This window comes from Ramlibacter sp., assembly GCF_041916345.1.
Lineage (GTDB): Bacteria > Pseudomonadota > Gammaproteobacteria > Burkholderiales > Burkholderiaceae_C > Ramlibacter.
The window spans coordinates 1-23,413 of record NZ_JAYRZR010000038.1; the positions used below are offsets into that span (position 1 = coordinate 1).

Genomic DNA, 23,413 nt, shown 5'->3' on the forward strand with positions numbered 1-23,413 from the left:
ATTCACAAGCTCTCAGCCGGCGCTGAGCTCGGCCAGCAGGGCCTGCGCCTCGGCCAGCAGGGCCTGCACCGCCGCCTGCGTGGCCTCGGCATCCACGGCGCCGGCGGCCAGGGCGCGCTCGGCCGTCGAAGCCAGCTTCAGCAGGCGGTCGGCGCCCACGGCACCGGCGCTGCCCTTGAGGGAGTGCGCCTTGCGGGCCGCCTCCGGCCACTGGCCGGCCTGCATGTGCGCCACGATGTCGGCACAGGTCACCGGCAATGTCTCGCGGAACATGTCGAGCACCTGGCCGTAGATCTGCGCATGGTTGCCCAGGCGGTCCAGGGCGGCTGCACGGTTCAGCCGTGCGGGCAGGGCTTCTTCATCGGCCATGGCACGGCCCTCCGGTACTGCGGGTGAAGGGGATGAAGGTCGTGGACGGCGCAAAAAAAGGAAGGCGCCGGGACGGGGCGCCTGCGTCTTTCATGGCCTGTCCTGCCGGCCTCGGGTGGTAAGCGGACCTAGCGGAACTTGGGGTCCGGCCGGGTGCGCAGATCGCCTTCGAGCGAGCCGATGTAGCCGGACAGCGCCTTGAGTTCGGCGTTGGTGAACTGCTTGGCGATGGCGCCCATCACGCCGTTGTTGCGGCCGACGTTGTTGGCGCTGTTGCTCGCCTTGTAGGCCTTGAGGGCCACGAACAGGTAGTCCGAGTGCTGGCCGGCGATCTTGGGGTAGCTGGGATCGATGGGCTTGGAGTAGTCGGCGCCGTGGCAGGAGGCGCAGGCCGCCTTCTGCAGCAGGGCGGCGACCTGCGGGCTGGGCTCACGCACGGTCTTGGCGCCACCGGTGGTGCCGGCGTGCTTCTCGTAGTAGGCCGAGATGTCGGCAATATCCTGCTCGCTCAGCGTCTCGGCGATGCCGCGCATGGTGGGGTGCTTGCGCTCGCCGGTCTTGTAGGCGTTGAGCGCGGCGGCGATGTACTTGGCGTTCTGGCCCGAGATCATGGGCACGCGGTGCACCTCGGGGAAGCTGGACTGGTAGCCGGGAATGCCATGGCAGCCGACGCACATGGCGACGCGGGACTCGATCGAGGCCACGGCCGGCTTGGCCGGTGCGGCGGGGGCCTGGGCATGCGCCGTCACGGAAGCGACAGCCAGGACGAACAGCGTATTCAACAACTTATTCATTTTGCGCGCACAATCTGACCAAGGTCTGCGGAAGATCAACGAACGATTATATCGGCGGCCTCCACTCCCCCACGCTTTTTGATCGCCCATGAAGTTCCAAGGCTCCCAGAACTACGTCGCCACGCAAGACCTGATGCTGGCGGTGAACGCGTCCATCACGCTCAAGCGCCCCCTGCTCGTGAAGGGCGAACCCGGCACCGGCAAGACCATGCTCGCCGAGGAAGTGTCGCAGGCGCTGGGCATGCCCCTGCTGCAGTGGCACATCAAGTCGACCACCAAGGCGCAGCAGGGCCTGTACGAGTACGACGCGGTCAGCCGCCTGCGCGACTCGCAGCTCGGCGACCAGAAGGTCAAGGACATCCACAACTACATCGTGAAGGGCGTGCTGTGGCAGGCCTTCACGGCGGACCAGCCGGTCGCGCTGCTGATCGACGAAATCGACAAGGCCGACATCGAATTCCCGAACGACCTGCTGCGCGAACTCGACCGCATGGAGTTCTACGTCTACGAGACGCGCGAGCTGGTGAAGGCCCGTCATCGCCCGCTGGTCTTCATCACCTCCAACAACGAGAAGGAACTGCCGGATGCCTTCCTGCGCCGCTGCTTCTTCCACTACATCAAGTTCCCCGACGCCGAGACGATGCGCCAGATCGTCGACGTGCACTTCCCCGGCCTGAAGAAGGAACTGCTCGCCTCGGCGATGAAGACCTTCTACGACGTGCGCAACCTGCCCGGCCTGAAGAAGAAGCCCAGCACCTCCGAGCTGCTGGACTGGCTGAAGCTGCTGGTGGCCGAGGACATCCCGGTCGAGGCGCTGCAGAGCAAGGACGAGAAGGTCGCCATCCCCCCGCTGGTGGGCGCCCTGCTGAAGAACGAACAGGACGTGACGCTGTTCGAGAAGCTCGTCTTCATGCAACGCCACAATCGATAAGGCACCGCGGGCATGCACCCGGCGCTCATCGAAGGCCTTTCCGACGCCATTGGCTTCGTGGGCGGCGCGCTAGCCGCCTACTGGCTGGGTCGGCTCCTCGGGTTCGACCCCCTGGCGCCAGGCTATGACGCCAGCAGCGTCGGCGGCATCGTGCTCGTCGGCCTGGGCGGTGGTGGCGGGCTGCAGCTGGCGCGATACTGGCGGCGCAAAAGCAAGGCCGATTGATGCGCAAACCTGAACCCTGTACCCTCGACGGTGGCACCGTGCGGCTGGTGCCGCTGGCCCTCTCGCATGAGGAGGGCCTGCGCGCCGCCGCCGCCGATGGCGAGCTGTGGAACATCCGCGTCACCTCCGTGCCGGAGCCGGCGCAGACCCGCCGCTACATCGAGGACGCCCTGCGCATGCATGACGAGGGCAAGCGCCTGGCCTTCGCCGTGCTCGATGCAGCCACTGGCACCGTGCTGGGCAGCACCAGCTACCACGACATCCTGCCCGAGGTGCACCGCCTGGAGATCGGCTACACCTGGTACGCGAAGCGCTGCCAGCGCACGCACGTCAACACCACCTGCAAGCTGCTGATGATGGCCCATGCCTTCGACACGCTGGGCGCGCAGGTGGTGGGCTGGCGCACCGACAACTACAACTTCGCGAGCCAGAAGGCGATCGAGCGGCTGGGCGCCCGCAAGGACGGCGTGATCCGCGGCCATGCGATGCGGCGCGACGGCACCATCCGCGACACGGTGATGTACAGCCTCACCGCTGGTGAATGGCCCGAGGTGCGGGCGCACCTGCACTACCAGCTCACCCGGCCGCGATGATCCCCACCGCCCCGCCCGCCCCCGAGGCCGGCGCGGCGCAGGCCGGCGGCAGCCGCCTGCAACGCTGGTGGGCCGGGGCGCGCGCGTCCGCCTGGGGCCGCGGCGGGCTGTTCCTGGCTTTCGCCGGCGTGCTGAGCGTGGTCACCTTCCGCGTGTTCGCGCTGCTGGGCTGGACAGCGCCCGAGGCCCCCGCCGGCCTGCGCGTGGGCGCCACGCTGGCCCGGCAGATCATTCCCACACTGGGCGCGTTCCTGCTGCTGGCCTGGTGGGTGGAACGCCGCCGCGCGACAGAGTTGTCCCTGCGCCATCTCGTGCCCGGCATCGCCGCGGGCGTGCTGGGGGGCGTGCTGCTGATCGGCGCCGTGTTCGGCACGCTCTGGCTGGCCGGCGCCTACCAGGTGCAGGGCTGGGGCAGCGGCGAGGGCTGGTGGCGCATGCTGCTCATCGTCGGCGTGGGCGCCGGCATCTCCGAGGAGATCATCTTCCGCGGTGTGCTGTACCGCCTGATTGCTGAATCCAAGGGTGATGCGTGGGCGCTGGGCGTGTCGGCGCTGCTGTTCGGCGGCGTGCACCTCGGCAACCCGAATGCCTCGCTGTGGACCTCGTTCGCCATCGCGGTGGAGGCCGGCATCCTGCTGGGCGCCGTCTATGCGCTCACGCGCTCGCTGTGGCCCTGCATCGGCCTGCACATGGCCTGGAACTTCCTGGAAGGCAAGGTCTTCGGCAGCCCCGTCTCGGGCAACGCCGTGAAAGACCCCTTCCTGCAAGTCAGCTTCGACGGCCCCGCCTGGCTCACCGGCGGCGCCTTCGGCGTCGAGGGCTCGGTGGTCACCGTCGCCCTCAGTCTGCTCGCCTCGGCGACGCTGCTGCTCGCCGCGCGCCGCCGCCGAGCCCCCTCTCCCGACCGTCCCCCCTCCGGAGACACCCCATGCTGATCGACTTCTTCTACACCCTGCGCAGCGCCAAGCTGCCGGTCTCGGTCAAGGAATACCTGGTCCTGCTGGAGGCCGTGAAGGAGGGCGTGGTCGGCCCCATGAGCGAGGGCGCCTATTCCATCGACGACTTCTACTACCTCTCGCGCACCGCGCTCGTGAAGGACGAGAAGCACTACGACAAGTTCGACCGCGCCTTCGCCGCGTACTTCAAGGGCGTGGAGATGCTGGCCGACTTCACCAAGGACCTGCCGCTGGAGTGGCTGCGCAAGAACCTGGAGCTGGAGCTCTCGCCCGAGGAGAAGGCCAAGATCGAGAAGATGGGCTGGGACGAGCTGATGGAGACGCTGAAGAAGCGCTTCGAGGAGCAGAAGGAACGCCACGAGGGCGGCAACCGGATGATCGGCACCGGCGGCACCAGCCCCTTCGGCGCCTATGGCTTCAACCCGCAGGGCATCCGCATCGGCCAGGACAAGAGCCGCAACAAGAGCGCGGTGAAGGTCTGGGACCAGCGGGCCTACAAGGACTACGACGACACGCAGGAGCTGGGCACGCGCAACATCAAGGTGGCGCTGCGGCGGCTGCGCAAGTTCGCGCGCGAGGGCGCCGCCGACGAGCTGGACCTGGACGACACCATCCGCTCCACCGCGGCCAACGCGGGCTGGCTCGACATCAAGATGGTGCCCGAGCGGCACAACAACGTGAAGGTGCTGCTGCTGATGGACGTGGGCGGCACGATGGACGAGCACATCCACCGCGTGGAGGAGATGTTCTCCGCCGCCAAGGCGGAGTTCAAGCACCTGGAGTTCTACTACTTCCACAACTGCGTGTACGACTTCATGTGGAAGAACAACCGGCGGCGCTTCAGCGAGAAGTTCGCCACCTGGGACATCATCCGCAAGTACAACAAGGACTACAAGCTGATCTTCGTGGGCGACGCGACGATGAGCCCGTACGAGATCCTCCAGCCCGGCGGCAGCGTGGAATACAACAACGAGGAAGCCGGTGCCGAGTGGCTGCAGCGCCTGACCAACGCCTTCCCGAAGTTCGCCTGGATCAACCCCGAGCCGCAGGGCGTGTGGCAGTACCGGCAGAGCATCTCGGTCATCCAGCAGCTGATGAACCAGCGCATGTACCCGCTCACCATCAAGGGCCTGGAAGAGGCCATGCGCCTGCTGTCCAAGTAGCCGCCACGCAACAGGCGCGGCCGCCCCGCGGGCGGTAAACGTCGCGCCGGCGCGGGTTTTGCGGGATCATGGCCCGCGTGAACAATCGCCTCTCGATCCTCGTCGAGGAAGACGAGCCGCTGCCCACCGCCCAGGCCGCCGGCGGCGCGCTGCAGGGCGGCGTGATCGCGCTGGGAACCATCCTGCCGCAGACGCTGGCACTGGCGGGCATCGCCTACACGCCGCTCATCCTGCTGGGCATTCCCATCAATCCGCTGTGGTGCCTGTGGTCGGCCATCGGCGGCATCCTCCTGCTGTTCCTGTTCTCGCCCGGGCGTGGCGCCATCTACGCGGTGCGGCCGGGCTCCGCGCTGCTGTATGCGTCGACCCTGGCGACCTGCGCCACGCTGGCGCCTGGGCTGAACCTGCCACCCGCTGGCGTGATGGGCCTGGCGGCCGCCTGCATGACGGTCTCGGCCCTGGTCGTCTGGGTGATGGTGCGCACCGGTGCCACGCGCTTCACGCGCTACCTGCCCGCCCCCGTGGGCCGCGGCCTCAGCCTGGGCTTCGGCCTGGCCATCCTGTGGATCCAGGTCAAGACGATTGCCGGCTGGTTCTACGTCAACGGACGCATCTCCGCCCCCGCCAGCGCGCTGGCCGCGGCCGGGCTGGGCCTGATCCTGCTGCTGGTGGTGCTGGGGTGGCGTCGCAAGCACCCGGGCTGGCCCTACCTGCTGGCCCTGCTGCCCGTCTCCGCCGGCCTGCTGTGGGCCATGGAATGGGGCACGGCCATGCGCTTCACCTGGCTCGCCGTGCCGGCCATCGCCGGCCCGCTGGACCTGCTGCCGCGCCTGGTGCCGATGCCGGCGCCCACCGAGCTGCCGGGCGCGGGCCACTGGTCGGTGCTGTGGTCCGCGGTGACGGTGCTCGCGGGACAGGCCCTGTTCGTCGCCTTCACCTTCCTGGTCGATTCCGCCGGCAACGCGGCCACCATCGAGAACCTGACGGGCGACGCCTATGACCTGAACGGCGAGCTGCAGGCCAGCGCCCTCACCATGGCGGTGCTGCCGTGGTTCGGCCTGCTGCCGGCCTCCAGCCTGATCGGCGCCACGCGGCCGCTGTACGACATCGGCATCCGCAACGGCCGCGCCATCCACATGGCCAACCTGGTGGTGGTGCTGGGCCTGCTGCTGGCGCTGGGCACGGTGTGGCTGGGCGTGCAGCGGCTGCCCACGCTGTTCGTGGTGGTGGCGCTCATCGTCATCGGCCTGAACCTGCTGGACACCAGCCTGTTCGAGCGCGCCGGCAAGGGCGTGGGCGAGCGCCAGATGTGGACGCAGACCTGGCTGATCGGCCTGGTGTTCGTGCTCACCAGCGGCATCTTCGCCATGCTGGCGGGCTTCGCGGTGGCGGTGGCGCAGCTGGTGCGCGGCGCCGAGGGCACCATCGTGCGATCCGTGCACACGCTGCGCGAGATCCGCTCGCGCCGCTGGCGCAGCGACGAGGACGAGGCCATCCTGCGCCGCGCCGCCGGCCGCTGCGTGGTGGTGGCGCTGCAGGGCACGGCGAGCTTCGCGGTGGCACGGCGCATCCGCGAGGAGATCAGCCGCATCGTCAACCCGAGCCAGATGGACGTGCTGCTGATCGACGCGCAGCGCGTGACCCACTGGGACGTGACCGCGCTGGAGGCCTTCAAGCGCATGGCCGACGAGTTCCAGCGCACCCACGTGGAGCTGATGCTGAGCCACCCCTCCGACGACGCGCGGCGCGCCCTGCATGAGACGGTGATGCTGTTCTCCAATACCGACAAGGCGCTGGAGTGGGCCGAGAACGAGGTGCTGCGCCGCCAGGGCGTGACCAACGTGACCCAGCCCAAGCCCTACCAGAACGTGAAGGAGGTACCGCTGCTCGCCACGCTCAGCGACGCCGCCCTGGCGCAGCTGCCCGGCTTCGGCAAGGTCATCGCGGTGGCGGCCGGCCAGCCGGTGTTCAACGCCGGCGACAAGGACGGCAACCTGCTGCTGGTGCTGGCCGGCAACGTGAGCATCGAGCTGCCGGGCAAGACCGAGGCGGTGCGCGTGGCCACCTTCGGCCCCGGCATGGTGTTCGGCGAGATGGCCTTCCTGGATGGGTCCGTGCGCTCCGCCAGGGCCACGGCGGTCAGCTCGTGCCTGCTGTTCGTGCTGCCGCGCCGGGGCTTCGCCACCTGGGCCGGCTACCACCCGGCCGACGCGCAGGAGTTCATGCGCGCCCTCTCCGCGCAGATCTCCAACCGCCTGCGCGCCACCACCGGCCAGCTCATCGCGCAGAACGGCTGAGGGCGGGGGGCAGCCCCTACAATGCGCTGCCCCGCCGCCGTAGTTCAATGGATAGAACGAGCGCCTCCTAAGCGCTAGATACAGGTTCGATTCCTGTCGGGGGCGCCAGGGACGGGATCACGCCTCCGCCGGATGCCACCCAGGCAGGTTGACGTAGTACTGCGTCGATCGCCCTGCCCCCACTTGTTTCAGCACGCCCAGCTCGATCAGCTCGCGCGACGCCGTGGGGCGTGAGGCGCTGGTCAGGCTCTAGTACTTGCGGGTGCTCATGCCTCCCTCGAAACCGCCTGGCCCCTGGTCCAGCAATGCGTTGATGGCGTTCCTCTGTCGTGCGTTCAGCGGCATCCCGGTGTGTGCCACCCAGAACCGTGCCTTTTCAAGCGAGGTGTCCACAACCGCGCTGGCCGCCTCCCATGCCATGCGGACCTGCCGCACGAACCAGATCATCCACGGCGTCACGTCCAGCCCACCATGCTGGGCACGGCCCAGTTCGTGGTGGTAGACCTCCCGATGCTCGAGCAGGCGCTGCGAAATGCGCACCAGTCGAGACGCCTCACCGGCGTCTCTGGCCAGACAGAGGTCCACGATGTTGCGCCCGACTCGTCCGTTGCCGTCATCCATCGGGTGGATCGTCTCGAACCAGATGTGGGACAGCACGGCCTTCACAAGGCTGTTCTCCTGGCTCGCATTGAACCAGTCGAGAAACTTCTGCATCTGCACCGGCATCTCGGCGGCCGGCGGTGCTTCATAGTGCACCGTCTCCCTGCGCTGGGGGCCGCTCACGATCTGCATAGCTTCGGTGCGGTAGGGACCGGTCCGCACCGGGCGCATGCCGGAGAAGCCGGTTGGGAAGAGCGCAGCTGCCAAGCCTGCAGACGCTCGTTGGTAAGGGGCTCGCGGGCCTTGACGACGGCGTCGTCCATGATGCTGAGCAGGCCATCGACATGCCTGGGGGGCGTCGCGCCTTTCGACCCCGAGGCGCCCAGGCGCTGCGCAATGGAGGAACGGACGGCCAGCAGATCGAGCTGCTCGCCTTCGATAGCCGCGGTCGCCAGCGCCTCCTGCGCCCAGGCTTCGGCTGTGAGGTCGAGGCGTTCCTGCAAGCCGAGCGCTGCGAGCTTGCCCTCTACCTGACCAGCTGCATGGCTGAAATGGCGCCAGCGGCGCGACGACTACCTCACACCAGTTGCCCCCACGAAACCCCTGGCGGGTCAGATCGCCGCGAAGCCACCGCGTACTCAATCTTGGCAGACAATTTGCACAGTAACGCCACGAGCACGGCCTGCGAGTTCGACCCCCTCCAGCCTACGGCCACCGACGGCATTGACATAGCGTACACGATGTGTATCCAAGAACAGGCGCAGGACCTCGGGCTTTATAGCGAAATTGAGATTCTGCGGTATCTCACCTGTAGCACGACCAAACTTTAGCGCATCGACTTTCGCTACAACCACACCAACTAGGGCGCCGAATCTGTCTAATACAGGGCCGCCACTGTTTCCGGAATGAATGCCTGCCGACAGTTGAAATAAGGTCGGTTCGTCCTTAAGCCCAGACAGACTATTCACTTGTCCAGATGTGACCACAATATCGGAAGCCAAGAACCCAGACAGCGGATGCCCGGCAACCATTACGTCTTCGCCGAGGGATACAGCACTTCGAATGCTCACCGGTGAACCAAGTGGGCCACTAAGGGACAACAACGCCAAATCGAAACCAGTATGTGAGCTTTGAACTTCAGCGGTTCGAACTTCGTCACCCTGCCGAACAGTGAGGGTTTCACAGCCATCAACCACGTGTTGATTGGTCACGGCGAGGCGAGTGCCAACTACAAATCCGGATCCTAGAGCAATCGGCTCACGCTTGGCAGCCTTTGCGGGGACCGTTGTGGCTGCAGGCGCAGACTGGTGTAGCTGGCCCTGATTGGGTTGCTCAGCTGATGTGGGATTCAACCGAGCCATTGCCACTCGACTCTTGGCGACAGGGTCGTCAGCCGCCCAACGGCACGCGAACTCCGCTTCTGCCAAGGAATCGGGTTCCAATTGCTCGAACGAGAGAAATGGGAACGGGCGGATCGTAGGCGGAGATTCCGTAGTGACTACCGCTCGCCGTCTTTCATTGCAACGAACTTCAACACGAATCGTGATTCGCCCCCTAGCGGTTGAGTACCGGGAAACATAGTAAGCAACGCTACCATCAAGGGTCGCGTGCAATCCTTGAACTTCAATGGTTCTTGTTGAACCATCAATGATTGGCATCCAGACTTCTGCGACAACAGCAGTGTTCATCGCTGCCGCCGCAAGTGCCACCACGAGCCTCCACTTCCGCTTAGGCAAGCTCCAGCAATTCGCAGACACTTTTCCCCTCCTTGACGGCAGAATATCCGAGGTAATCTACGTCAGATAATGGCCGTTAGAGCAATTGGAGCGCAAGGGACGTCGGCGTGCCACATATTCGATTTAGTCTGCCACATCTACCCGCCTGTTTCGCGCTTCCAAATTGCCCACAATGCGAATGTTGCCCGGCCAAGTCGAGCCCAATTTCAGCACCAATAGACTGCTTGTCCACCACCTTTACCCTCACACCCCCCGGCAATTCGCCGGCAGGAACTTCACCGGAATCCCGCCGCTCGCGGGCGACTGGCACTCCCACTTGAACACCGCCTTGCCCAGGTGCCCCGCGGTCGCGTGGTTCTTGGGCGTGGTGTCGTCGTGGTAGGGGGTGAAGGTGATCACCTTGTCGTCGATGCTGCTGTCGCCGAAGCCGGTGGCAGTGACGGTGATCACGCCGCCCTCCGCGGTGGCGACGCTCTTCACGTACTTGCTGGCCGGGAACTGGCTGCAGTTCCAGCCGCTGGGCGGCACGACGGTGGCCAGGTAGACCTCGCTCACGGCGGTGCGGCATGTGCTGGCGGCCACCACCACCTCGGTCATGCGGGCCTTGCGCGTGTTGTCCTGGTACATGGGGAAGGCAATGGCGCCGAGGATGCCGATGATGGCCACCACGATCAGGATCTCGATCAGCGAGAAGCCGGTCTCGGCACGTGCGGCAGGGGCGCGGCGGGCAACCGTGGGCGAGCGCAGGGGCTGGTTCATGGCGGCCCGTCTCCTCGCGCCGGGCTGCCCGGCATGATACGGGCAGGCCGCCGCCGGGTCACGTTTCGGCACGTTGCTTGCTTGATGGCACAGGCGCGCGCGCGGATGCTGCAGGGCACCATTGCCACTGGTTACACAACGGGCCAGTCGGTTGCAAACGGTGTCACCAAGGCGCCACGCCCGCCGCCTAGGATGCCCAGGAACCCGTCAAGACCTTCAGGGGAAACGCCATGACCGCCGCCGACTACCGCATCGAAAGCACGCAGCCCATCGCCGGCCGCTTGTGGGCGGATGCGGGCGCGCAGCAGGGTCTGGCGCTCAATGACCGCGCGCTGGCCGTCAGCCTGGCGGCCAAGACGCTGGTGTCCAGTGGCGAGATCCGCGTGGTGCATGTGCCGACCGGCGAGGTTGTCTTCCGCAAGCCCGGCGCAAGCCCGGCGCAGCAGGGGGACGACTGATGATCCCCCGTCGTCTCCGCTAGCCCTTGCCGCGCAGCGTGCGCGACAGCAGCACCACCGGAATCAGGCCCACCAGCACCAGCGCCAGCGAGGGCAGCGCCGCCTCGCCCAGGCGTTCATCGCGCGCGAGCTGGTAGGCCACCACCGCCAGCGTGTCGCTGTCGAAGGGCCGCAGCACCAGGGTGGCGGGCAGCTCCTTCATCACGTCCACGAACACCAGCAGGCCGGCCGCGGCGGCGGAGCGCTTGAGCAGCGGCCAGTGCACGCGCGTCAGCAGCGCTGCGGAGCCGGCGCCCAGCATGCGGGCCGAATCGTCCAGGCTGGCGGGGATGCGCGCATAGCCGCTCTGCACCGATTGCAGCGCCACCGAGACGAAGCGCACCAGATAGGCCCACACGATCCCCAGGATGGTGGCCGTCATCCAGTAGCCCACGGCCGACTGCGGCCAGGCCTGCTGCACCCAGCCCACCGGCAGCAGCAGGCCCACCACCAGCACCGCGCCCGGCACGGCATAGCCCAGGCCGGCCAGCTGCACCACGCCGCGCGCCACGCCGCCCCCGCCGCGGCGCAGGCGGAAGGCCAGCGCGAGCGCCAGCATCACGGCCAGCGCGGCGCTGAGCGCGCCCAGGCGCAGGCTGTTGCCGGCCCATTGCAGGAAGCGGTCCCAGGGCAGCACCGACCAATCCGCCGCCAGGGGCCGCAGCATGAAGAGCACCGGCAGCACGAAGCCCATCAGCACCGGCAATGCGCACACGGCCCAGGCCGCCAGCAGGCGCAGCCCCTTCAGCGGGACCGGTTGCGCCTCCATGCCGCCGCCGCGGCTGCGGCCGGCCACGAAGCGAAGGCGGCTCTGGGCGCGCGCCTCCAGCGCGAGCAGCGCCGCCACCACGGCCAGCAGCACGGTGGCGAGCTGCGCCGCCGCGATACGGTTGTCCATGGCCAGCCAGGCCTTGTAGATGCCGGCGCTGAAGGTCTGGATGCCGAAGTAGCTGGCCACGCCGAAATCGGCCAGCGTCTCCATCAGCGCCAGCGCGATGCCGGCGGCCATGGCCGGTCGGGCCAGCGGCAGCGCCACGCGGCGGATGCGCTCGTGCAGCGGCGCGCCCAATAGCCGCGCGGCCTCCATCAGCTGCGCGGCGCGCTCCGACAGCGCGGTGCGCACCAGCAGGTACACATAGGGATAGAGCGTGAAGATGAACACCCAGGCAGCGCCGGCGGTGTTGCGCACCTCGGGGAACACGCGCCCCTGCAGCCCGAATTGGGCGCGCAGCCAGGTCTGCAGCGGGCCGCTGAACTGCAGGAAATCGGTGTAGGCGTAGGCGACCACATAGGCCGGCATCGCCAGCGGCAGCAGCAGCGCCCATTCCAGCAGGCGGCGGCCGCGAAACTCGAACAGCGTGACCGCGGCCGCGCCGGCAGATCCGACCACGGCCACGCCGACGGCCACGCTGGCGCACAGCAGCAGGCTGGTGAGGGCGTAGTCGGGCAGCACGGTGGCCGCCATCTCGCGCAGGATCTGCGCGCTCTGCGCGTTCCACGACAGCCAGGAGCCCAGCACGGCCAGCACCGGCAGCACCAGCAGCACGGCGAGGATCAGCAGGGGCAGGTCACGCAGCCGGTGGGCGGGCATGGGCGGGGCCCGTCGCGGGCGTTGAGGAAAGGCCGGATCGGCCCGAACGATGCAAATGAGAATTGTAAGCATCTAGAATGGAGCGATGCACATCGAGCTGCGCCAGTTGAGCGTCCACTACCCCGGCCGGCCGCGGGCGGCGGTGGACGCCGTGTCGCTCGGCCTGCGCGCCGGTGACATCGGCGTGCTGATCGGGCCCTCGGGCTGCGGCAAGACGACGCTGCTGCGCGCCGTGGCCGGCCTGGAGCCCGCCACCGGCGGCGAGATCCTGCTGTCCGGCCAGCGTGTCACGGGCCAGGGCGTGCACGTGCCGCCGGAGCAGCGGCGCATCGGCATGGTGTTCCAGGACTACGCGCTGTTCCCGCACCTCGACGTGGCGGGCAACGTCGGCTTCGGGCTCGGCCGCGCGCTGTCGAAGGCAGACCAGGCCGCGCGCGTGGCGGAGGTGCTGGCGCTGGTGGGCCTGGCCGACACGCAGAAGCGCATGCCGCACGAGCTGTCGGGCGGCCAGCAGCAGCGCGTGGCGCTCGCTCGCGCGCTGGCGCCGCGTCCGCAGTTGCTGCTGCTGGACGAGCCCTTCTCCAACCTCGACGTGGACCTGCGTGAGCGCCTGGCCCACGAGATCCGCGGCATCCTGAAGGCCGCGCACGCGACCGCGCTGTTCGTCACCCACGACCAGCTGGAGGCCTTTGCCATCGGCGACGTGATCGGCGTCATGCACGAGGGCCGGCTGCACCAGTGGGATGACGCCTACACGCTGTATCACCGCCCGGCCACGCGCTTCGTGGCGGATTTCATCGGCCACGGCGTGTTCACGCCCGCAACGGTGAAGCGCACCGCCACCGGCGTGGTGGTGCACACGGCGCTGGGTGCTCTCACCGACGGCGCGGAATGCCCGCTGCCCGAGGCCTTCGGCTGGGGCCAGTGCGAGGTGCTGCTGCGCGCCGACGACATCGTGCACGACGACGACGCACCGGTGAAGGCCGAGATCGTGCGCAAGGCCTTCCGCGGCTCGGAGTTCCTCTACACGCTGCGTCTCGCCACCGGCGAGACGGTGCTGGCCCACGTGCCCAGCCACCAAGACCACAAGATCGGCGAGTGGATCGGCATCCGCCCGCAGGTGGACCACGTGGTCACCTTCCAGCGCGAGGGTGGCGCGGCGGCGGCGCCGATGGTGTCGTTCGCGAACGGCTGACTCAGCCTTTTCGCCGGCGCAGCTCATCCACCGCTGCCTGCAGCGCCTGCGCCCAGGCGCGGCGGTCGCGCCCCTCGGCGCGTTGCGGCTGGCCGAAGTGCACATGCGCCGCGAACGGCCGGCCGGCCACCACGCGCCAGAGCGAGCCCACCAGCGTGTCGTCACCGATGTACAGCGGCGCCGCGCTGTCGGCGCCGGTCGCGCGGTCCACGAAGCGCAGGCCCACGGGCTGCACCGGCGCGTCGGCCGACACGGCGGCCTGGATCAGGTTGGCGTGGAAGGGCAGCAGTTCGCGGCCGTCGGTGGTGGTGCCTTCCGGGAACACCGCCACGATCTCGCCCGCGCGCAGGCTCTCGGCCATGCGGTGCACCACGCGCATCGCGTCACGACGTTTCTCGCGCTCGATGTAGAGCGTGCCGCCACCGGTGGCCAGGGTGCCGATCAGCGGCCAGCGTCGCACTTCCGCCTTGGAGACGAAGCGGCAATGGCGCGCAGCGTGCATCACCAGGATGTCGAGCCAGGAGAGATGATTCGCCACCAGCAGCACCGGGCCCTGCACCGGCGGCTGTCCGTGCACATGCAGCGTCACGCCCAGGATGCGCAGCATGCGCAGCGCCCAGGCCTGCACGGTGGCCTGGCGCCGCTGCTCGCCCCAGCGCGGAAACAGCAGGGTGATGGTGAGCCAGCCGGCGAGCGCATGCCAGGTGGCCCGCGCCAGGCGGAACGCGCCGCGCAGCCCGTTCACGCGTCGGACCGCGCCTCGTACGCGACCTGGCCACCCACGAGCGTCCAGCGCACGCGGCCCGGCAGCTCATGGCCTTCGAAGGGCGTGTGCCGGCCCTGGCTGCGCAGCGCCTGCGGGGTGACCGTCCAGCTCGCGGCAGGGTCGAAGATGCACAGGTCCGCGATGCCGCCCTCCACCAGCTGGCCCGCGCTCGCCTGCAGCGTGCCCAGCGCGGAACCCAGCACACGCGCCGGCTCGCAGGTGAGCACGGCCAGCGCGCGCGGCAGGCCCACGCCGCTTTCCTGGCCCCAGCGCAGCGCCAGGCCCAGCAGCAGCTCCAGCCCGGTGGCGCCGGGCTCGGCCTCGGCGAAGGGCAGCGTCTTCGCGTCCTCGTCCACCGGCGTGTGGTCGGACACCAGCGCGTCGACGGTACCGTCGGCCAGTGCCTCGCGCAGGGCATCGCGGTCACGGGCCTGGCGCAGCGGCGGGTTCAGGCGCATGCGGCTGTCGAAGTAGCCGATGTCGGCGTCCGTCAGGTGCAGCGAGTTGATGCTCACGTCGCAGGTGACAGCCAGCCCCTCCTGCTTGGCGGCGCGCACCAGCGCCACGCCGGCGGCGCTGCTCAGACGGCAGAGGTGCACCCGCGCGCGCGTGGCGCGCATCAGCTCCAGGATGGTGTGCAGCGCGATCGTCTCAGCGGCCACCGGAACGCCCGAGAGGCCCATGCGCGTTGCCAGCGGGCCACTGGCGGCGACGCCCTTGCCCAGGTGCAGCTCCTGCGGGCGCAGCCACACGGCATAGCCGAAGGTGGAGGCGTACTGCAGCGCGCGCTGCAGCACCTGCGTGTTTGCCAGCGGCACCTCGGCCTGGCTGAAGCCCACGCAGCCGGACTCGGTGAGCTCCGCCATCTCGGTGAGGATCTCGCCGGCCAGGCCGCGCGTGAGGGCACCGAGCGGGAACACGCGCGCCTGGTGCAGCTTCTCGGCGCGGAACTTCAGCATGTCCACGAGGCCCGGCTCGTCGAGCACCGGGTCGGTGTCCGGCGGGCACACCAGGCTGGTCACGCCGCCGGCCACCGCCGCGGCCATCTCGCTCTCCAGCATGCCCTCGTGCTCGTGGCCCGGCTCGCGCAGGCGAACCGCCAGGTCCACCAGCCCCGGTGCCACGATGCAGCCAGCGGCGTCGATGGTGCGGTTGGGCGCGAAGCCCGCAGGCGCCTGGCCGATGGCGATGATGCGCCCCGCGGCCACGGCGATGTCGGCGATCTCGTCGAAGTTGCGCGCCGGGTCGACGACGCGGCCATTTCGGATGAGGAGTTTCATGATCTCAAGCTTCGTTGCCGGCGACGATGCTCATGACGGCCATGCGCACGGCGATGCCGAACGTCACCTGCGGCAGGATCACGCTCTGCTTGCCATCCACCACCGAGGAATCGATCTCCACGCCGCGGTTGATGGGCCCCGGGTGCATGACGATGGCGTCCGGCTTCGCGAGCGCCAGCCGCTCGGGCGTGAGGCCGTAGCGCTTGAAGAACTCCTGCGAGGAGGGCAGCAGCGCGCCGCTCATGCGCTCGTTCTGCAGGCGCAGCATGATCACCACGTCGCAGCCGCGCAGGCCGTCCTCCAGGCTGTGGAACACGCGCACGCCCATGTCGGCCATGTCGCCGGGCACCAACGTGCGCGGGCCCACCACCCGCACCTCGGCGCAGCCCAGCGTGGTGAGCGCGTGGATGTCGCTGCGGGCCACGCGCGAGTGCAGCACGTCGCCCACGATCGCCACCGTGAGGCCGCTGAAATCCTTCTTGTAGTGGCGGATGGTGTACATGTCCAGCAGCCCCTGCGTGGGGTGGGCATGGCGACCATCGCCGGCGTTGACCACGTGCACGTGCGGCGCCACGTGCTGTGCGATGAGGTAGGGCGCGCCAGACTCGCTGTGCCGCACGACGAACAGGTCCGCCGCCATCGCCGACAGGTTGGCGATGGTGTCCAGCAGCGACTCGCCCTTGCTGGCCGAGGAACGCGCGATGTCGAGGTTGATGACGTCGGCCGACAGGCGCGTGGCCGCGATCTCGAAGGTGGTGCGCGTGCGCGTGCTGTTCTCGAAGAACAGGTTGAACACGCTCTTGCCGCGCAGCAGCGGCACCTTCTTCACCTCGCGGTCGCTCACGCTCACGAAGCTGGAGGCGGTGTCGAGGATGTGGGTGAGGATCTCCCGCGGCAGCCCTTCGATGGACAGCAGGTGGATCAGCTCGCCGTTCTTGTTCAGCTGGGGGTGGCGGTGGTGCAGCATGGCGTGTCCTGGCGCTTTCAGTTCGCGCGCTCGACCTGGAAGCTGAAGCGGCCATCGCCGGCGCGCGCCAGCGCGAGCGATTGCGCGGGCGCGAGCAGCACGCGCGCCGCCGCGAAGTCGGCCTGGATCGGCAGCTCGCGGCCGCCCCGGTCCACCAGCACGGCGAGCGACACCGACGCAGGGCGACCATAGTCGAACAGCTCGTTGAGCACCGCGCGGATGGTGCGGCCGGTGTAGAGCACGTCGTCCAGCAGCACGATGCGCGCGCCGTTCACGTCGAAGTCCAGCCGCGTCTGCGCGCTCGCGGCCATGCCGCGCCGCGCGAAGTCATCACGATGCAGGGCCGAGGAGATGACACCCGGCGCGCCCGCCAGGCCCAGGTCGACCTGCAGGCGCTCGGCCAGCCAGGCGCCGCCGGAGGTGACGCCGACCAGGCGGGCATCGGGCGCCATGAGCGTGCGCACGCCGCGCAGCAGTTCTCGGTACAGGGCTTCGGCGTCGAGCGTCAGCGCGCCGGTGCCGGTTTGATCCGCGGTCAAGGCAGGCTCCTCAGGAATTGGTCCAGGATGACGCAGGCCGCGCCGGCGTCGGCATCGCGCGCGCCAGAGGCCAGTGCCTCGGTGGTGCTGTAGCGCTCATCCACCTCGAACACCGGCAGGCCGCTGGCCGCGCGCAGCTGGCGCGCGAACTTGCGCGCGCGGGCCGTATTGTCGTGGCTGGCGCCGTCGGGATGGAAGGGCACGCCCACAACCAGCGCATCAGGCTGCCACTCGCGGATGCGCGCCACCGCCGCGGCCAGGCGAGCAGCGCCCTCGGCGCGGATCGTCGCTTGCGGCGTGGCCGTGCCCAGCAGCCGGTTGCCGCTGGCTACGCCGGTGCGCTTGAGTCCGTAATCGAAAGCAAGAAAGGTCTGGCAGCGCGCGGGGACTTCGGGCGGCGTCGCCACTACGCGTGCCCCGCCCCCGGCGAGAGCATCCACGCCTGCAGGCCCAGCAGCGAGAGTGCACGGTCGTAGCGTTGCTCGATGGGGGTGTCGAAGATCACGGCCGGATCCGCGCCCACCGTGAGCCAGCTGTTGTCGGCGAGCTCGGATTCGAGCTGGCCTTCGCTCCACGCCGAGTAGCCCAGCGTGACCAGCAGCTTGCGCGGACCGGCGCCGCTGGAGACGGCCTCCAGCACATCCTTGGAGGTGGTCATCTCCAGGCCGCCGGGAATCGTCATCGTGGAGGCATAGACCGATTCGCCGGCGTCGCCACCCTCGGCGATCACCGGCTCGTGCAGCACGAAGCCGCGCTCGGTCTGCACCGGGCCGCCCTGCAGCACCGGCGTGGTGGCGAGGTCGTCCCGGCCCAGGGGCAGGTCCACCTTCTCGAACAGGTTGCGCAGGTTGATGTCGGTCGGCTTGTTGATCACCAGACCCAGCGCGCCGCGCGGGCTGTGCTCGCACAGGTAGACCACGCTGCGGGCGAAGGTGGCGTCCTGCAAGCCCGGCATCGCGATCAGGAAATGATGCGTCAGGTTGATCGAGTCGGCATCGGGCGGCATGATCGGGCATTGTAGATGACCCCCTCCTGCGACACCGGCCTTGTCTGGCTGCGGCGGGACCTGCGGCTGGACGACCATGCGGCGCTGTACCACGCGCTCAAGGCCTGCCGCGGCGTCCACTGCGTCTTCGTCTTCGACACCGACATCCTGGCGGCACTGCCGCGCCGGGACCGGCGGGTCGAGTTCATCCATGCCAGCCTGCGCGAGCTGGATGCCGCGCTGCGCGCGCAAGGCGAAGGCCGCGGGCTGATCGTGCTGCACGGGTCGGCTCGCGATGAGATCCCGCGCCTGGCTTCAGCGCTGGGCGCGCAGGCAGTGTTCGCCAACCACGACGACGAGCCCTTCGCCCGCCAGCGCGATGACGAGGTGCGCGCGTCCCTCGCGGGCCAGGGCATCGCGCTGCACACCTGGAAGGACCACGTGGTCTTCGAGCGGCAGGAAGTGCTCACCCAGGCGGGCAAGCCCTACGCGGTGTTCACGCCCTACAGCCGGGCCTGGCGCGCGAAGCTCGATGCGTTCTATCTCAAGCCCTATCCGGTGGCGCGCTACCTGGACCGGCTGGCGCCCGTGCCGGAGGGCTGGCAGGCCGGCGTGCCGCCGCTCGCGGCCATCGGCTTCGAACCCTCCAACCTCGGCGAGCTGCCGGTGGTGCCGGGCGCCAGCGGTGCGCAGGCGCTGCTGCGCGACTTCGCGTCACGCATGGACCGCTACGCCGATGCGCGCGACTTCCCCGCCATCAAGGGCCCCAGCTACCTGAGCGTGCACCTGCGCTTCGGTACGCTCTCCATCCGGCAGGCGGCCGCCCTGGCGCAGCAAGCGGCGACGGGCGGATCACGCGGTGCCGACGTGTGGCTGAACGAGCTGATCTGGCGCGACTTCTACCACCAGGTGCTGGCGAACTTTCCGCACGTGCACGACGCCCAGGGCGCCAGCCACAGTTTCCGCCCCGAGTACGACGGCATCGCCTGGGAGCAGGGCCCCGAGGCCGAGGCGCTGTTCGCCGCCTGGTGCGAGGGCCGCACCGGCTACCCGCTGGTGGATGCCGCCATGGCGCAGATCAACCAGACCGGCTACATGCACAACCGCCTGCGCATGGTGGTGGCGAGCTTTCTCACCAAGGATCTGGGCATCGACTGGCGCCGCGGCGAGGCCTACTTCGCGCAGCAGCTGATCGACTTCGACCTCGCGGCCAACAACGGTGGCTGGCAGTGGGCCGCCTCCAGCGGCTGCGACGCGCAGCCCTACTTCCGCATCTTCAACCCGGTGAGCCAGAGCGAGAAGTTCGACCCCGAAGGCCGCTTCATCCGCCGCTACCTGCCGCAGCTCGCGGGCCTGTCCGGCAACGCGGTGCACGCGCCGTGGACGGCGCGCCCGCTGGACTTGCAGGCGGCCGGGCTCGTGCTGGGGCGCGACTATCCGCTACCCGTGGTGGACCATGCCGAAGCGCGCGAGCAGACGCTGCGGCGCTATGCGGTGGTGAAGGCGAAGGGTTGATGCGCTCGTCATTCCCGCGCAGGCGGGAATCCAGGAGATCTCGGCATGCAAGCACCTTCTGGGCCCCCGCCTGCGCGGGGACGACGGGGCGCTAACGCACCGTCATCGGGATCGTCACCGGCCCGTCGTTCACCAGATGCACCTGCATGTCGGCCGCGAACTCGCCGGTCTGCACCACCGGATGCGCCGCGCGGGCCAGCGCAACGACGTGCTCGTAGAGACGCCGACCCTCATCGGGCGGCGCGGCATTCGTGAAGCTGGGCCGGTTGCCGCCGCTGGTGTCGGCGGCCAGGGTGAACTGGCTCACCAGCAGCAGGCCGCCAGCGACATCCTGCACGCTGCGGTTCATCTTGCCGGCCTCGTCGCTGAAGATGCGCAGCTTCAGCAGCTTGGCGATCAGGCGCTGTGCCTGGGTCTCGGTATCGCCGCGCTCGGCGCACACCAGCACCAGCAGGCCCTGGCCGATGGCGCCGATCAACTCGCCGGCCACCTCCACCCTCGCCTCGCGCACGCGTTGCACCACGGCCAGCATCAGAGCGGGTCCTTTTCCTGGTCGTAGCCGGTTTCCACGTCGGTGGGCAGCAGCTGGATGGTGGCGCGCAGGCCGGGCACCGCGCTCATCAGCGCCTGCTCCACCGCGGCGCGCATGGCGGCCGCGCGCCCCAGGGACCAGGAGGCCGGCATGTGCATGTGCAGGTCCACGAAGCGGCGCCGGCCCGAGCGGCGCGTGGACACATGGTCGAAGCGGATCGCACGGTGGCGGAACTCGTCCAGGGTGCGATCGATGGCCTGCTGCACCTCCGGCTCCAGCGCGCCATCCATCAGGCCCTCGGTCGAGCGGCTCATGAGATGCACGCCCTCGCGCACGATGTTGATCGCCACCGCGATGGCCACCGCCGGATCCAGCCAGATCCAGCCGGTCAGCCCCACGAGACCCACGCCGAGGATGACGCCGGCGGACGTCCACACATCGGTCAGCAAGTGGCGCGCGTCGCCCTCCACCGCCAGCGAGCGGTGCGCCCTTGCCGACTGCAGCATCACCCAGGCAAGGGCACCATTGATGGCGGAGCTGAGCACGGAGAGCCCCAGGCCCAGGCCCAGCTGCTCCAGCGGCTGCGGGTTCATCAGCCGCTGCACGGCCGTCCAGGCGATGCCGATGGCCGCCACGATGATCAGCAGGCCTTCGAAGCCGGCCGCGAAGTACTCGGCCTTGTGATGGCCATAGGGGTGCTCGGCGTCGGCCGGCCGCTCGGCGATGCGCACCATCTGCAGCGCGAAGACGGCGCTAGCCAGGTTCACCAGCGACTCCATCGCATCCGACAGCAGGCCCACCGAGCCGGTGAGCCACCAGGCCAGCGTCTTCAGCGCGATGGTGACGAGGGCCACGACGACCGAGGCGCGCAGCAGGGTCTCGGGCTGGATTCGGGCGGCCTTGGCGGCAAGAGTCATCACGATCCGATGGTAAGGGATGCACTCATGCAAGAATTTGCACATGCGCCTCTTGCCGCGTGCCGCCCTGCTGGCCGTGTGGGCCTTGCTCACCGTGGCCGGCGGCGTGCTGCTGGCGCGGCAGGAACTCAACGCGCAGCGCGACGCCTTCGAGACCGACGCACGCATCGCGCACCGCCTGCTGAGCCAGCGCGTGGTGCAGCACGACGCCATCCTGGCCACGCTGGCCCTGCTGCAGCCCACCGGCGCGGCGGCGGCGGCCGAGCAGCGGCTGCCGGCGCTCTATCCGCAGATCCTCTCCGTGCAGCGCCGTGAGGGCGATGCCACTTGGCCTGATGCGGCCCTGGTCGCGGCCGAAGCGCAATCGCGTGCAGCGCGTCGCGCCGTGCTGGCCGATGCCGATTTCGCGGCGGGCCGGTACCGCCTGGTGCTGGCGGCCACGCCCGCCAGCTTCGCGATGGGGATGGACCTGAAGACCGTGGTGCCGTGGAACGAGTGGCCGATGCAGCCCGCCACCAGCCCCGTGCGGCTGGCGCTGGAGCAAGGGCCGCAGCGCTATCCCTTGCAGGCCGGTCGCGATGCGGGCGCGGGCTGGGTGTATGAGTTCCGCAAGCATCTGGCGTCGGACAGCCAGCCGTTCGACGTGGTCGCGCGCCGCGTGGTCGGCTGGGGCGAACTGCCCTGGGCCTGGATGCTGGCGTGGGCGCTGGCCATGGCCACGCTGGTGGGCGGTGCCGCGTGGCTGCGCGCCCAGCAGGCCGAGCGGCGCCGGGCCGAGGAACTGCTGCGCCTGGGCCAGGTGGCGCGGCTCAACACCCTGGGCGAGCTGGCGGCGGGACTGGCGCACGAGCTGAACCAGCCGCTGGCCGCGCTGCTGGCCCACACGCAGGCCGCACGCCGCCTGGTGGACGACGAGGAGCCGGACCTTCCTACGGCGCGCGACGCGATGCGGCAGGCCGAGCAGCAGGCCCGGCGCGCCTCGGACGTGCTGGGGCGGCTGCGTCGCAGCCTGGAGCGTCCGGGCCAATCCGCCGACACGCAGGCAGTGGTGCTGCAGGATGCGGTGCGCAATGCCCTTCATCTGCTGCAGCCCGAGTGCCAGCGCCGCGACGTGCAGCCGCAGGTGGTGGCGACGGGCGCGCCGGTGGCGGTACGCGCCGAGCCGGTGGCGCTGGAGCAGATCCTGCACAACCTGCTGACCAACGCGCTGCAGGCCCTGGAGCAGGTGCCCGCGCACGAGCGCCAGCTGACGGTCACGCTCGCCACCGGGCCGGCCGCGGGCGAAGCCACGCTCACCATCGCCGACACCGGACCGGGCATCGCCCCCGATGTGCTGCCGCGCCTGTTCGAACCCTTCTTCACCACGCGCGAGCAAGGCCTCGGGCTCGGCCTGAGCCTGTGCGAGTCACTCGCGCAAGGCATGGGCGGCCGGCTGGCGGCGCAGGCCCTGGCGCCGCGCGGCGCGGCCTTCACGCTCACGTTGCCGCTGGCAGGAGGCGCATGACGGCCGTCCTCTCCCCCCTCATCCACATCGTCGACGACGACGAGGCGGTGCGCGCCGGACTCGCCCTGCTGATCTCCACCGTGGGCCTGCGGGTGCAGGGCTGGGGCGATCCGCAGCAGTTCCTGCGCGAGTTCCCGCGCGGCGACATCGGCGCCATCGTGCTGGACGTGCGCATGCCCGGCATCAGCGGCCTGGCGGTGCTGGAGCAGCTGGTGGCGCAAGGCGTGGACCAGCCGGTGGTGATGCTCACCGGCCACGGCACGGTGGAGATGTGCCGGCGCGCCTTCAAGGGTGGCGCGGCGGAGTTCCTGGAGAAGCCGGTGGACGACGAGGTGCTGCTGGAGACCTTGCAGCATGCGGTGCGCACGCACGTGAAGTCGCGCGAGCGGCTGGCCGGTGACCGCGAGGCGCGCGAGCGCTATGCGCAGCTCTCGGACCGCGAGCGCGAGGTGGCCGGACTGATCGTCGAAGGCCTCACCAACAAGGAGATCGGCCGCGCGCTGGGCCTGTCGCCGCGCACGGTGGAGACGCACCGCGCCCACCTGTTCGCCAAGCTGCAGGCGGAGTCGCTGGCGCAGCTGATCCGGCGCTATGCGGCGCTAATCGACGAGGAAGCCGCCTCGCCACCGGCTCCGTAGTTCTACGCAGGCGCGCGCGTAGCCGCACGAATGGGCAGCCGGCGGCCCGATTCCTACAGTTCTC

Annotated in this window: 25 protein-coding genes, 1 tRNA gene and 1 pseudogene; 12 read left to right on the forward strand and 15 right to left on the reverse strand. The window is 69.3% G+C overall.

What is annotated here, in order from left to right; genetic code table 11:
• Nucleotides 1-12: 12 nt before the first annotated feature.
• Complete coding sequence (locus ACE3T5_RS11695) at nt 13-369, reverse strand: Hpt domain-containing protein (RefSeq protein WP_374667757.1); 357 nt, start codon at nt 367-369, stop codon at nt 13-15.
• A 128-nt stretch (nt 370-497) separates the two neighbouring features.
• Nucleotides 498-1,163 carry a cytochrome c gene (locus ACE3T5_RS11700; protein ID WP_374667759.1) on the reverse strand — a complete coding sequence of 222 codons (666 nt, stop codon included), beginning with the start codon at nt 1,161-1,163 and terminating at the stop codon, nt 498-500.
• Nucleotides 1,164-1,251: 88 nt separating this feature from the next.
• On the opposite strand from ACE3T5_RS11700, the gene ACE3T5_RS11705 reads away from it, so the two are divergent.
• From ACE3T5_RS11705 to ACE3T5_RS11735, 7 genes are all read left to right on the forward strand, one after another.
• On the forward strand, nt 1,252-2,094 hold the full coding sequence (locus tag ACE3T5_RS11705) for an AAA family ATPase (protein ID WP_374667761.1): 843 nt from the start codon (nt 1,252-1,254) through the stop codon (nt 2,092-2,094).
• Between the two features lie 12 nt (nt 2,095-2,106).
• Nucleotides 2,107-2,319 carry a hypothetical protein gene (locus ACE3T5_RS11710; protein WP_374667763.1) on the forward strand — a complete coding sequence of 71 codons (213 nt, stop codon included), beginning with the start codon at nt 2,107-2,109 and terminating at the stop codon, nt 2,317-2,319.
• Nucleotides 2,319-2,912 carry a GNAT family N-acetyltransferase gene (locus ACE3T5_RS11715; protein ID WP_374667765.1) on the forward strand — a complete coding sequence of 198 codons (594 nt, stop codon included), beginning with the start codon at nt 2,319-2,321 and terminating at the stop codon, nt 2,910-2,912. Before ACE3T5_RS11710 ends, ACE3T5_RS11715 begins: the two co-directional genes overlap by 1 nt.
• Nucleotides 2,909-3,847: a lysostaphin resistance A-like protein gene (locus ACE3T5_RS11720; protein ID WP_374667767.1), complete on the forward strand. Its 939-nt coding sequence runs from the start codon at nt 2,909-2,911 to the stop codon at nt 3,845-3,847. The genes ACE3T5_RS11715 and ACE3T5_RS11720 overlap by 4 nt, the downstream gene beginning before the upstream one ends.
• Nucleotides 3,841-5,031: a VWA domain-containing protein gene (locus ACE3T5_RS11725; RefSeq protein ID WP_374667769.1), complete on the forward strand. Its 1,191-nt coding sequence runs from the start codon at nt 3,841-3,843 to the stop codon at nt 5,029-5,031. Before ACE3T5_RS11720 ends, ACE3T5_RS11725 begins: the two co-directional genes overlap by 7 nt.
• A 77-nt stretch (nt 5,032-5,108) precedes the next feature.
• Nucleotides 5,109-7,328 (forward strand): cyclic nucleotide-binding domain-containing protein, encoded by a 2,220-nt coding sequence (locus ACE3T5_RS11730; protein ID WP_374667771.1) that lies wholly within the window; start codon nt 5,109-5,111, stop codon nt 7,326-7,328.
• A 33-nt stretch (nt 7,329-7,361) separates the two neighbouring features.
• Nucleotides 7,362-7,436: transfer RNA gene (locus ACE3T5_RS11735), tRNA-Arg, on the forward strand.
• Nucleotides 7,437-7,577: 141 nt separating this feature from the next.
• Here ACE3T5_RS11735 and ACE3T5_RS11740 read toward each other — a convergent pair.
• The 4 genes and pseudogenes from ACE3T5_RS11740 to ACE3T5_RS11755 form a co-directional block, all read right to left on the reverse strand.
• Nucleotides 7,578-8,120, reverse strand: a complete 543-nt coding sequence (locus ACE3T5_RS11740; RefSeq protein ID WP_374667773.1) for a Fic family protein — start codon at nt 8,118-8,120, stop codon at nt 7,578-7,580.
• Nucleotides 8,108-8,473 (reverse strand): annotated as a pseudogene (locus ACE3T5_RS11745) (DUF4172 domain-containing protein); the annotation flags it as partial. The gene ACE3T5_RS11740 and the pseudogene ACE3T5_RS11745, both read right to left, overlap by 13 nt.
• Before the next feature lie 93 nt (nt 8,474-8,566).
• Nucleotides 8,567-9,616 carry a serine protease gene (locus ACE3T5_RS11750; protein WP_374667775.1) on the reverse strand — a complete coding sequence of 350 codons (1,050 nt, stop codon included), beginning with the start codon at nt 9,614-9,616 and terminating at the stop codon, nt 8,567-8,569.
• A gap of 291 nt (nt 9,617-9,907) precedes the next feature.
• Entirely contained in the window at nt 9,908-10,423 is a 516-nt protein-coding gene (locus ACE3T5_RS11755) for a pilin (protein ID WP_374667777.1), read from the reverse strand.
• Between the two features lie 230 nt (nt 10,424-10,653).
• On the opposite strand from ACE3T5_RS11755, the gene ACE3T5_RS11760 reads away from it, so the two are divergent.
• Entirely contained in the window at nt 10,654-10,881 is a 228-nt protein-coding gene (locus tag ACE3T5_RS11760) for a hypothetical protein (RefSeq protein WP_374667779.1), read from the forward strand.
• Between the two features lie 19 nt (nt 10,882-10,900).
• Here the strand turns inward: ACE3T5_RS11760 and ACE3T5_RS11765 are convergent, their stop codons facing one another.
• Complete coding sequence (locus tag ACE3T5_RS11765; RefSeq protein ID WP_374667781.1) at nt 10,901-12,511, reverse strand: ABC transporter permease; 1,611 nt, start codon at nt 12,509-12,511, stop codon at nt 10,901-10,903.
• A gap of 85 nt (nt 12,512-12,596) precedes the next feature.
• Here ACE3T5_RS11765 and ACE3T5_RS11770 point away from each other — a divergent pair, with 85 nt between their 5' ends.
• Nucleotides 12,597-13,706, forward strand: a complete 1,110-nt coding sequence (locus ACE3T5_RS11770) for an ABC transporter ATP-binding protein (protein WP_374667783.1) — start codon at nt 12,597-12,599, stop codon at nt 13,704-13,706.
• A gap of 1 nt (nt 13,707) precedes the next feature.
• Here the strand turns inward: ACE3T5_RS11770 and ACE3T5_RS11775 are convergent, their stop codons facing one another.
• Genes ACE3T5_RS11775 through ACE3T5_RS11800 form a run of 6 tightly spaced genes read right to left on the reverse strand, consistent with a single transcriptional unit; the run spans nt 13,708 to nt 18,264 of the window.
• On the reverse strand, nt 13,708-14,451 hold the full coding sequence (locus ACE3T5_RS11775; protein ID WP_374667786.1) for a lysophospholipid acyltransferase family protein: 744 nt from the start codon (nt 14,449-14,451) through the stop codon (nt 13,708-13,710).
• Nucleotides 14,448-15,752: a dihydroorotase gene (locus tag ACE3T5_RS11780; RefSeq protein ID WP_374667788.1), complete on the reverse strand. Its 1,305-nt coding sequence runs from the start codon at nt 15,750-15,752 to the stop codon at nt 14,448-14,450. Before ACE3T5_RS11780 ends, ACE3T5_RS11775 begins: the two co-directional genes overlap by 4 nt.
• Nucleotides 15,753-15,756: 4 nt before the next feature.
• A complete protein-coding gene (locus ACE3T5_RS11785) occupies nt 15,757-16,719 on the reverse strand; it encodes an aspartate carbamoyltransferase catalytic subunit (protein ID WP_374667790.1) in 963 nt (320 codons plus the stop codon).
• 17 nt (nt 16,720-16,736) lie between these two features.
• A complete protein-coding gene (pyrR, locus tag ACE3T5_RS11790; RefSeq protein ID WP_374667792.1) occupies nt 16,737-17,258 on the reverse strand; it encodes a bifunctional pyr operon transcriptional regulator/uracil phosphoribosyltransferase PyrR in 522 nt (173 codons plus the stop codon).
• A complete protein-coding gene (gene ruvX, locus ACE3T5_RS11795) occupies nt 17,255-17,665 on the reverse strand; it encodes a Holliday junction resolvase RuvX (RefSeq protein WP_374667794.1) in 411 nt (136 codons plus the stop codon). Before ruvX ends, pyrR begins: the two co-directional genes overlap by 4 nt.
• Complete coding sequence (locus ACE3T5_RS11800) at nt 17,665-18,264, reverse strand: YqgE/AlgH family protein (RefSeq protein ID WP_374667796.1); 600 nt, start codon at nt 18,262-18,264, stop codon at nt 17,665-17,667. Before ACE3T5_RS11800 ends, ruvX begins: the two co-directional genes overlap by 1 nt.
• A 15-nt stretch (nt 18,265-18,279) precedes the next feature.
• Between ACE3T5_RS11800 and ACE3T5_RS11805 the strand changes: the two genes are divergently transcribed.
• On the forward strand, nt 18,280-19,758 hold the full coding sequence (locus tag ACE3T5_RS11805; RefSeq protein WP_374667798.1) for a deoxyribodipyrimidine photo-lyase: 1,479 nt from the start codon (nt 18,280-18,282) through the stop codon (nt 19,756-19,758).
• A gap of 91 nt (nt 19,759-19,849) precedes the next feature.
• On the opposite strand, the gene dtd is transcribed toward ACE3T5_RS11805, so the two are convergent.
• Together dtd and ACE3T5_RS11815 are read right to left on the reverse strand one after the other, a co-directional pair.
• Entirely contained in the window at nt 19,850-20,290 is a 441-nt protein-coding gene (dtd, locus tag ACE3T5_RS11810; protein ID WP_374667800.1) for a D-aminoacyl-tRNA deacylase, read from the reverse strand.
• A complete protein-coding gene (locus ACE3T5_RS11815) occupies nt 20,290-21,207 on the reverse strand; it encodes a cation diffusion facilitator family transporter (RefSeq protein WP_374667840.1) in 918 nt (305 codons plus the stop codon). The genes dtd and ACE3T5_RS11815 overlap by 1 nt, the downstream gene beginning before the upstream one ends.
• Before the next feature lie 43 nt (nt 21,208-21,250).
• Between ACE3T5_RS11815 and ACE3T5_RS11820 the strand changes: the two genes are divergently transcribed.
• Nucleotides 21,251-22,711 carry a sensor histidine kinase gene (locus ACE3T5_RS11820; RefSeq protein WP_374667802.1) on the forward strand — a complete coding sequence of 487 codons (1,461 nt, stop codon included), beginning with the start codon at nt 21,251-21,253 and terminating at the stop codon, nt 22,709-22,711.
• Nucleotides 22,708-23,349 carry a response regulator transcription factor gene (locus ACE3T5_RS11825; protein WP_374667804.1) on the forward strand — a complete coding sequence of 214 codons (642 nt, stop codon included), beginning with the start codon at nt 22,708-22,710 and terminating at the stop codon, nt 23,347-23,349. Before ACE3T5_RS11820 ends, ACE3T5_RS11825 begins: the two co-directional genes overlap by 4 nt.
• Nucleotides 23,350-23,413 lie beyond the last annotated feature (64 nt).